The sequence below is a fragment of the Methylobacterium sp. WL64 genome (assembly GCF_008039945.1).
Taxonomy (GTDB): Bacteria; Pseudomonadota; Alphaproteobacteria; order Rhizobiales; family Beijerinckiaceae; genus Methylobacterium.
Genome location: NZ_VRVA01000167.1, coordinates 1 through 8,554, shown reverse-complemented (window position 1 = coordinate 8,554; position 8,554 = coordinate 1). Strand labels below are relative to the sequence as shown.

The following is an 8,554-nucleotide window of genomic DNA, read 5'->3' as shown; positions in this document are numbered from 1 at the left end:
TGTGGGAGGTGGGGGGATGGGAGGGCGCGCGGTCATTCATAGGGTTCTGGATGGCGCTCGGCTCGCAGGGGCGTTCGGTCCAGGTATGACACGCGCCCTTCCTTCCCCGCAAAGGCCGGCGGGTTCGGGGAACGCAGTCCGGATCCTTCCCGGCGGCAGGAGAAGCCGCATCGCAGCGGGCGCGCGCCCTCCCTCCCCCCTTTGCGGGCTGCGGGTCAGACTGGTTGGAAGACCCATCTCCCGAGGAGCGATCCCCCCTATCGGATGACCCGCGTCGTCATTCCTGGGGGCCGGAGGCGAGCCCGGACCCAGAACCGCTGTCGGCGCAAGGGTCGGCGCAAGGGTTGGACACGTCGGCGTCTCTGGATCCCGGGCTCCGCTGCGCGGCCCCGGGATGACGGCGCGCGGCCGTATCGGTCAGGTCTTCACGAGGGGAAGACCGAGCCTTCCGCCCTGAGCAGAGATCAAAATTCCGACCTGTCTAACCCGGAGCTCTGCCGCGGAGGGAGGCCCTGGAAGAGGGCGAGAGAGAAGGGCGACGGCTGCAGGACAGGGTTTCACCCGTCATGCCGGTCGCGCCTTGTCGGGAAGCCGGGTTCCCCTCTCCCGATGCGAGCCTCACGGCCGGCCCACCTCCCCCGCAGAGGGGGAAGGGAGAGGCGCGCCTCGGCTGCCGCCCTTTTCCGCCTACTCGGCGGCCGCGGCGGCGGTCGGGGGCTCGCGCTCCATCGTGCGGAAATTCTCCAGCTCCGACAGGAAGTTGCGGGCCCACCAATCCACGTCCTCGCGGGTCATGCGCTCGACCATCGGCTTCCACCGCGCCAGCCGCTCGGCCTTGGGCATGTACAGGGCGGAGCGGATCGCCTCGGCGACCTCGAACCGGTCGTAGGGGTTGATCAGCAGCGCCTCGGGCATCTGCCGGGCCGCGCCGGCGAATTTCGACAGGACCAGGACGCCCGGATCGTCCTCGCTCTGAGCGACCACGTATTCCTTGGCGACGAGGTTCATGCCGTCGCGCATCGGCGTGACCAGGCCGACCCGGGCCGCCCGGTACAGGCCGGCCAGGACCGGGCGCGGGTAGGCCTTGGTGATATACTGGATCGGCGTCCAGGCCGGGTCGCCGAGCGCGCCGTTGATCTCGCCGACCTTCTCGTTCACGTCCCGGGCGAGCTGCTCGTATTCCGGCACCTCGCTGCGGGATTTCGGGGTGATCTGGATGTAGGTGACGTTGCCGCGCTGGTCGGGATTCGAGGCGAAGAAGCTCTCCACCGCCTCCATTCGCTCGGACACGCCCTTGGAATAGTCGAGCCGGTCGACGCCGATCAGCAGCTTGCGGGTGCGCAGGCCCGCGATGGTCTCGCGCACCACCTTGTTGGCGTTGGCCTTCTCGGCCGCCTCCTTGAAGCCGGCGACGTCGATCCCGATCGGGAAGGCGCGGATCCGGGTGCGGCGCCCGTCGACCATCAGCGAGCCGCCGCCCAGCGGGATCGCCCGCTGGGTGTCGACCAGGTTGCGCTGCAGGTTCTGGACGTCGGCCTCGGTCTGCAGGCCGATCAGGTCGTAATCGACGATGGCGCGCAGCAGCTCGGTGCTCGCCGGCAGCGAGTTGAACACGTCGGCGGCGGGCCAGGGGATGTGGTGGAAGTAGCCGATCGGGTTGTCGAGCCCGAGGCCGCGCAGCTCGGCGGCCAGCGGCAGCAGGTGGTAATCGTGCACCCAGATGATGTCGTCGGGCTCGACCAGCTTGGCGAGCGCCCGGGCGAAGGTGCGGTTGACGCGGCTGTAGCCGGCGTAATCCGAGCGCGAGAACGCGCCGAGCCCCAGCCGGTAATGCATGATCGGCCACAGGGCCCGATTCGCGAAGCCGGCGTAATATTCCAGGTGGTCCTGCGGGGAGAGGTCGACGACGGCGTACTGGACCCGGCCGCGGTCGATCAGCGTCGGCTCCTCGGAGGGCTCCTCCGAGATGTTGCCGCTCCAGCCGAACCACAACCCCTCGTAGGCGGTGAACGCCTCCTTCACGGCGACCGCGAGGCCGCCCGCCGCAACCGCCTTCCCGCCATCCTCGGGGATGGCGACGCGGTTCGATACGATCACAAGGCGTGCCACGGGGGTCGGCTCCGGATCATGGGCGCGGTCCGCGTCGAGGACCTCGCCGCGCCTGCATCGGGACTTCTCTTATAGCAGAACGCGCGGAGTCCCTGCGCGATCCTTTGTCGAAGCAACCCAAGCGTGAAGCCGGGCGCGGGTCAAGTCGAGCACGCCGCCGCGCCGGACAGGATCGCCGCCCTGTCCGGTGCCGGCCGCCGGGTTCCGAACGCCTCCGACGCCCGTCCGGTCAGCCTTCGAAGGCGATGCGAAGGGAAGCCCCGAGCGTGTTGAAGAGCGGGCGAAGCGTCGCCGTTGTGCAAGCGTGGCGGTTCTGCCAGACCGCGCCTGAACGCCGGCTGAGCGGCGGCCGCGAACCCGCGCGGAGCGGTCCTTCGGGATCGGCCGGAACCGGTGACAGCCCAACCGGTTACTCAGCCATCGCGGGGGCCGCGGTCGCCGCAAGCGGCACCATCCCTGCGCCGCGAGGAGTGTTTTCGAGATGGCCGGCAACGAGTTCCCGCAGGACGCGCCGAAGGACCCGCTCAAGGATCCGCTGCACGATGGCCCCGGCGAGCGCGCCCAGTGGCGCGCGCTGCAGGGCGACGTCGAAGGTCTCGCCGACGAAGCCGCCGAGCGCGGCCGCGGCCTGATCGACGCGGCGCGACTCCAGGCCCAGGACTACGTCGAGCGGCGCAAGGGCGACGCCGCGCAGTCGGTCCACGAGCTGGCGCAGACGATCCGCAATTCCGGCCGCGACCTCGGCGACAAGCCGAACGTGCGCGCCTTCTTCGACAGCGCCGCCGACGGCCTCGAGCAGCTCGGCTCCTCGATCGAGCGGCGCAGCCTCGGCGACTTCTACGGTGAGGCCGAGGCCTTCGCCCGGCGCGCTCCGGTAGCGGTGGCGGTGGGGACCTTCGTGGCCGGCCTGATCGCCGCCCGGTTCATCAAGTCGTCGAGCCTGCCGCCGGAAGCCCCGGACGGCGACGCCCGCGACAGCTTCCGGGCCTGAGACCATGGCCCAGGGTCCTGATCCGCGCCAGACCGGCGCCTCCAGCATTCAGAGCCTGATCGGCGATGCGCTGCGGGAGACCAACGAGCTCGCCCGTAAGGAAATCGCGCTGTTCCGCGCCGAGATGGCGGGCAACGTCCGCCAGCTCATCGTCGGCCTGGCCTGCATGGTCGGCTCCGCGGTGTTCGCCGTGGTCGCCCTGCTGGTCCTGATCGGCGCGTTCGTGAAGTGGCTCGCCACCATCGTGGGCTCCGAGTGGCTGTCGGCGCTCATCGTGGGCGGCGTACTGCTGGTCATCGCCGTCGGCATGGCCCTGTGGGCGCGCAGCGTCCTGTCCCTCTCCACCTTGGCGCCGACGCGTACGACGCGCCAAGTGCGCCAGGATGCCCAGGCCCTGTCGGAGCGCGTGTCCGGATGAGTTCGATGACCGACCTCGAGAAGGAAATCGAGGCGAGCCGGGCTCGGCTCGACGACACGATCGACCAGATCCAGGGCAAGCTTTCGGTCCCGAACATCGTGGACGAGATGCTGGGCAACGCCCGACGCACACCGGCACTGAGTGGCGTCTACGACGGGGCCCTGGAGGCGGTGCGCCGCAACCCGGTGCCGGTCCTTCTGATCGCCGCCGGGGTGGGTCTGCTGTTCAACCGGATGGCACGGGATGCCGAACGCCGCCGGACCCAGGTCTCGGCCGAGCGCGTGGCCACACTCAACACCGGTACGGCCCGCGGCTACGACCCCGATCTCCCGACGGCGCGTCCGCCCCGCGATCCCCTCGAGACGACCGACATCTGACACCCGAACCGTGACGACCCGAGCCCGGCCGGAGAGCCGGGAGGGGCTCCACCCCCCAGGCGCCGCCGCGACGGACATCCGAGGACACCGCCATGACTGACAAGCCGAATCCGTCCAGCCTCCCCGATCAGCTCGCCGCCGCGGCGGGCATGCCGACCGGCTCGAGCGACAGCGGCCTGCGGCCCGATCCGGCCGGCCACGGCGACACCCGCCCGGCTCCCGGCGAGGCGGCGGGCGACTTCACGCTCCGCCCCGACCCGCGCGGGCTGCACGATCCGCTCCCGCACGGCGCCGCGACCCGGCCGATCGACGCGGCCGCCACCGCGCGGGAGAACGCCCAGGCGGCCGGCGAGCGCGCCAGCGATCTCGCCGGACAGGCCCGCCAAACCGTATCGGAGTTGGCCGACGACATCGGCGACCGCCTCGGTAGCGCCGCCGACCAAGCCCGCGCGCGGGCCGCTTCGGCCTACGATGACGCCCGGGAGCGTGCCGGGGCGCTGCACAAGCGCAACCTGCGGGCGCTCGACGACATCACCACCCAGGGGATCGACGGTCTCCAGCGCGGCCGCAGCGCGGTCGAGCGCTTCGTGGACGACAATCCGCTGCTGGTGGGCGTCGTCGGCGTCGCCGCCGGCCTGCTGCTCGGCGCGCTGCTGCCGCGCACCCGCCAGGAGGACCGCAACATCGGTCCCTGGGCCGACGAGGTCCGCGACCAGGGTCTGCGCTACGCCCGCGAGGTGACCAGTATGGGCCGCGAGTTCGTTCAGACCGCCCTCGACCCGGACAACCTCAACGCGGCGGTCCGCAAGGCCACGGATCCCGACGGGCATACGCCGCCGGAGAACGAGCGGACCGCACACAACCTCTGATCACGACGAGGAAACCGCCTGCTGGCCCCGAGGCCAGCGGGCGGTTTCTTTTACGCGCGATACAGCCCCGCATGCGTCTCACGGAGCAGGTTCTTCTGGACCTTGCCCATGGTGTTGCGGGGCAGTTCGTCCACGAACAGCACGCGCTTGGGGCATTTGAACCGGGCGAGACGCTCCTCCAGAGCCGCCAGCACGCCGGACTCGTCCGGCGCGTTCGCGCCGCCGACCACCACGGCTGTGACGGCTTCACCGAAATCCGGGTGTGCCAGTCCGATCACCGCGGATTCGACCACGCCCGGCAGGGCGTCGATCTCGGTTTCGACCTCCTTGGGGTAGACGTTGAAGCCCCCTGAGATGATCAGATCCTTGCCGCGCCCGACGATGTGGACGTAGCCCCGGGCATCGACCTTGCCGAGGTCGCCGGAGATGAAGAAGCCGTCCGGCCTGAACTCGGCCGCGGTCTTCTCCGGCATCCGCCAGTAGCCCTTGAACACGTTTGGGCCCTTGACCTCGATCATGCCGACCGCATCCGGGCCCAGCGCCGCGCCGGTCTCGGGATCGACCACCCGCAGGGATACACCCGGCAGCGGAAATCCGACCGTGCCGGCGACCCGGTCCCCCGTGTAGGGGTTCGAGGTGCTCATGTTGGTTTCGGTCATGCCGTAGCGCTCGAGGATGGCGTGGCCGGTGCGGGCCTGCCAGTCCCGGTGCGTCTCCGCGAGCAGCGGTGCCGAGCCCGATACGAACAGCCGCATGCCTTTCGCCGCGTCGGGGGTCAGGCCCGGCTCCTTCAGGAGGCGCGTGTAGAAGGTCGGCACGCCCATCAGGGCGGTCGCCCGGCCCATCAGGCTCAGGATCAGCTTCGGATCGAGGCGCGGCAGGAACATCATGGTGCCGCCGCTCGCCAGCACCGTGTTGGTCGCCACGAACAGCCCGTGGGTGTGGAACACCGGCAGGGCGTGGATCAGCACGTCGTCGGCGGTGAAGCGCCAGATCTCGACCAGCGTGCGGGCGTTCGAGGCGAGGTTGTCGTGGGTCAGCATGGCGCCCTTGGAGCGCCCGGTCGTGCCCGAGGTGTACAGGATCGCGGCGAGATCCTCCGGGCCGCGGGGCACGTCCGTGATATCCGTGTCCTGTCGGTCCGCGGCCTCGGCGGCGCTGCCGGTCCCCGCGGCATCCAGCGTCCAGGTCTCGCGGATGCCGGAGGCGGCTCCGGCGAGGGCGTCGCGCCGGCCCGGGTCGCAGACGAAGATCGTGGGCTCGGCATCGCCGAGGAAATATTCGATCTCCGCCGGGGTGTAGGTCGTGTTGAGCGGCAGGAACACGGCGCCGGCCCGTACGACGCCGAGGTAGAGGAAGATCACCTCCGGGCTCTTCTCGACCTGGACCGCCACCCGGTCGCCGGGCTGCACGCCCGCCGCCCGCAGGGCCGCCGCGTAGGCGCCGGAGCGGGCGATCAGGTCCGCGTAACTGTATCGGCGCCCGTCCGGCGTCTCGATCACGGTCTTGGCAGGATCCGGAACGCCGTCCCGGACCAGGGAGAAGAGGTGGTTCGTCATCGTGAGGCTTGAGCTATCACGGGCCATGGGGTTCAGGCAGCCATAGAACCGTTGGCGACCGCCCCGCAATCGCAGGCCGGCTCTCCGCCATGACGTTCACCGGGCGTCGATGCGCGAACCGAGATCCCCTTCAGGGTGAGGAAGCCCCCGGCTCACGCCTCGGCGAGCACCACGGCCCGCGGCGGCGGCAGCTTGGTGCGCAGCTCCCGGGTCACTGCCGGCGAAGCCGCCACGGTGCCGAGATTGGCGTAGGTCTCGTGGTTCTTCTCGATCGCCGCCAGGTCGTAGAGGTAGTTCACCATCAAGCCGTGCGACTGGGCCAGCCCCTTCTTCGCGGTGTCGCCGAGGAAGTTGATCCGGTCCAGCCGGGCGCCGTTGCCGAGGTGGAACCGGGCCACCGGGTCGAGCGGGCGCCCGCGCTCGTTCTTGGCGCGCAGGAAATAGGCGGCCGCGGCCGGGATCAGCGCCTTGCGCACCGCCTCGGCCCGGGCCTTGTCGGCGTGCCAGTCCGGATCGTCCAGGGCCCGCAGGATCTCCACATCCTCGGGCAGCAGCCCCTGCGGACTGTCAGCCCGGCGCTCCCGGGCGAGCCAGGCCGCGAAGCCGGGCACCGGCGAGAGCGTGACGAAGGTCTTCAGCGAGGGCACCTCGCGGGTCAGATCCTCCACCACCTGCTTGATCAGAAAATTGCCGAAGGTGACGCCGGCCAAGCCCTTCTGGCAGTTCGAGATCGAGTAGAAGACCGCCGTGGTGGCCGCCCGCGGCTGCAGCGGCTTGCGTTCCTGCGACAGGATCGGGGCGATCGCCGGGGCGACCTGCTCGGTGAGCGCGACCTCGACGAAGATCAGCGGCTCGTCGGCCAGGGCCGGGTGGAAGAACGCGAAGCAGCGCCGGTCCGGCGGCTCGATCCGGGCGCGCAGGTCGTCCCACCCGGAGATCGCGTGCACCGCCTCGTACCGGATGATCTTCTCGAGGATATGGGCCGGCGTGGTCCAGTCGATGTGCCGCAGCACCAGGAAGCCCCGGTTGAACCAGGATGCGAACAGGTGCTCGAAATCGGAATCGAGGCTGTCGACCGCGTCGAGCACCACTGGGTCCGCCTCGGCCCCGGTGCGCAGCGCCTTGCGCAGGTCGAACAGGTCCTCGCGCATCCGCACCAGGCTCAGCGTGCCGCCGCGGGCGAGGTTGAGGCGGCGAATCAGCTCCTGGCTGCGCGGCTCGGCGGCCTCGTGCAGGGTGCCGAGGCGGGCGCGGGTCGGATCGGCCCTGTAGGCGGCGATTGCCTCGTCGACGGCGGCGTGGTCCGCGTCGAAATCCAGCGCGATCGCCCGCAGGAAGGCATGGCGCTCCGGCTGGCCGAAGCTGGCGTAGCGGTCGAGGATCAGCCGCGCCAGCGCCACCCCGGAGGCCTCGCCGCGCCGGGAGATCAGGTCCTCGCACAGCTTGACCAGCTCGCCCGCGCTGGCACGGCCGCCGATCTCGCCGCGTCCGATGCCGATCAGGTCGCGGCCGCGCTCGCTGATGGTCTGGAGCAGGTCGCCGAAGAAGGAGATCGCCGCCATGACCCTTGCACTGACCCCTGTCGGACCTGACGTCTCTCCGGACCCGTCCGCCGGTCTGCGGAGCGGGACGCCCTCGTCCCGTCACGCAGGGACACGGCGGTTCCCGGCTCCGTCCGCCATTCTATGGTGGCGCAGCCGTCCCGACCAGAGCTTGAGCGGTCGCACGAACCAACGAACGCCCACCCTGCAACTCGAAGACGAACACCGTGTGACGGGTGGAACCAGGGGTTCGCTAAGCATCGTCCCGAACGACGGCGTTCGGGGAGAATGCGACGCGGACCCTCAGAGGCGCTCGGCCAGGGTGGCGAGGTCGGCCCGCTCCCGCCAGTCGCCGAGGCCGTGCTGGCGGGCGAAGCGGAGTTCGGCCGCCCGGAGCGCACGTTCCGGATCGCGGGCCCGCGTGATCTCGACGGACCCGATGGTGAAGGGCACCCCGAGGATCTCCCGGGCGAACTCGACGCGGTAGTTCGGCATCCCGTACTCCCTGCTGCAGCGGTTCCGACGTCGCCATGCGGAACGAAACCAGCCCCAAGACCGTATCCGGATGAGGAGCCCCGGTCGGCTTCGGCTGGGCTTCGGCCCTTGGGACGCGACCGGCAGCGCTTCCGCTGCGGACGGCCTGAACCGCGTCGACCGGATATGGTGCGGGGGCGCGGGCCCGTGAAGGGG

8 protein-coding genes are annotated in these 8,554 nt (G+C 70.6%); 4 read left to right on the top strand and 4 right to left on the bottom strand.

From position 1 onward, the window contains the following. Window positions 1-687: 687 nt before the first annotated feature. A complete protein-coding gene (locus FV242_RS30925; protein ID WP_147909463.1) occupies window positions 688-2,109 on the bottom strand; it encodes a trehalose-6-phosphate synthase in 1,422 nt (473 codons plus the stop codon). 481 nt (window positions 2,110-2,590) lie between these two features. On the opposite strand from FV242_RS30925, the gene FV242_RS30920 reads away from it, so the two are divergent. The 4 genes from FV242_RS30920 to FV242_RS30905 all read left to right on the top strand — a co-directional run bounded on the left by FV242_RS30920 (window position 2,591) and on the right by FV242_RS30905 (window position 4,764). Continuing rightward, window positions 2,591-3,100, top strand: a complete 510-nt coding sequence (locus FV242_RS30920) for a hypothetical protein (RefSeq protein WP_147909464.1) — start codon at window positions 2,591-2,593, stop codon at window positions 3,098-3,100. 4 nt (window positions 3,101-3,104) lie between these two features. Continuing rightward, entirely contained in the window at window positions 3,105-3,518 is a 414-nt protein-coding gene (locus tag FV242_RS30915; protein WP_147855974.1) for a phage holin family protein, read from the top strand. A 5-nt stretch (window positions 3,519-3,523) separates the two neighbouring features. Beyond that, window positions 3,524-3,895: a DUF3618 domain-containing protein gene (locus tag FV242_RS30910; RefSeq protein WP_187193612.1), complete on the top strand. Its 372-nt coding sequence runs from the start codon at window positions 3,524-3,526 to the stop codon at window positions 3,893-3,895. Between the two features lie 92 nt (window positions 3,896-3,987). Then, entirely contained in the window at window positions 3,988-4,764 is a 777-nt protein-coding gene (locus tag FV242_RS30905) for a hypothetical protein (RefSeq protein ID WP_147941594.1), read from the top strand. 50 nt (window positions 4,765-4,814) lie between these two features. Here the strand turns inward: FV242_RS30905 and FV242_RS30900 are convergent, their stop codons facing one another. From FV242_RS30900 to FV242_RS30890, 3 genes are all read right to left on the bottom strand, one after another. Next, complete coding sequence (locus FV242_RS30900) at window positions 4,815-6,323, bottom strand: malonyl-CoA synthase (RefSeq protein WP_147941593.1); 1,509 nt, start codon at window positions 6,321-6,323, stop codon at window positions 4,815-4,817. 152 nt (window positions 6,324-6,475) lie between these two features. Beyond that, on the bottom strand, window positions 6,476-7,885 hold the full coding sequence (locus FV242_RS30895) for a malonyl-CoA decarboxylase (RefSeq protein WP_147941592.1): 1,410 nt from the start codon (window positions 7,883-7,885) through the stop codon (window positions 6,476-6,478). 282 nt (window positions 7,886-8,167) lie between these two features. Beyond that, window positions 8,168-8,359, bottom strand: a complete 192-nt coding sequence (locus tag FV242_RS30890; RefSeq protein ID WP_147856579.1) for a hypothetical protein — start codon at window positions 8,357-8,359, stop codon at window positions 8,168-8,170. Window positions 8,360-8,554: the final 195 nt, after the last annotated feature.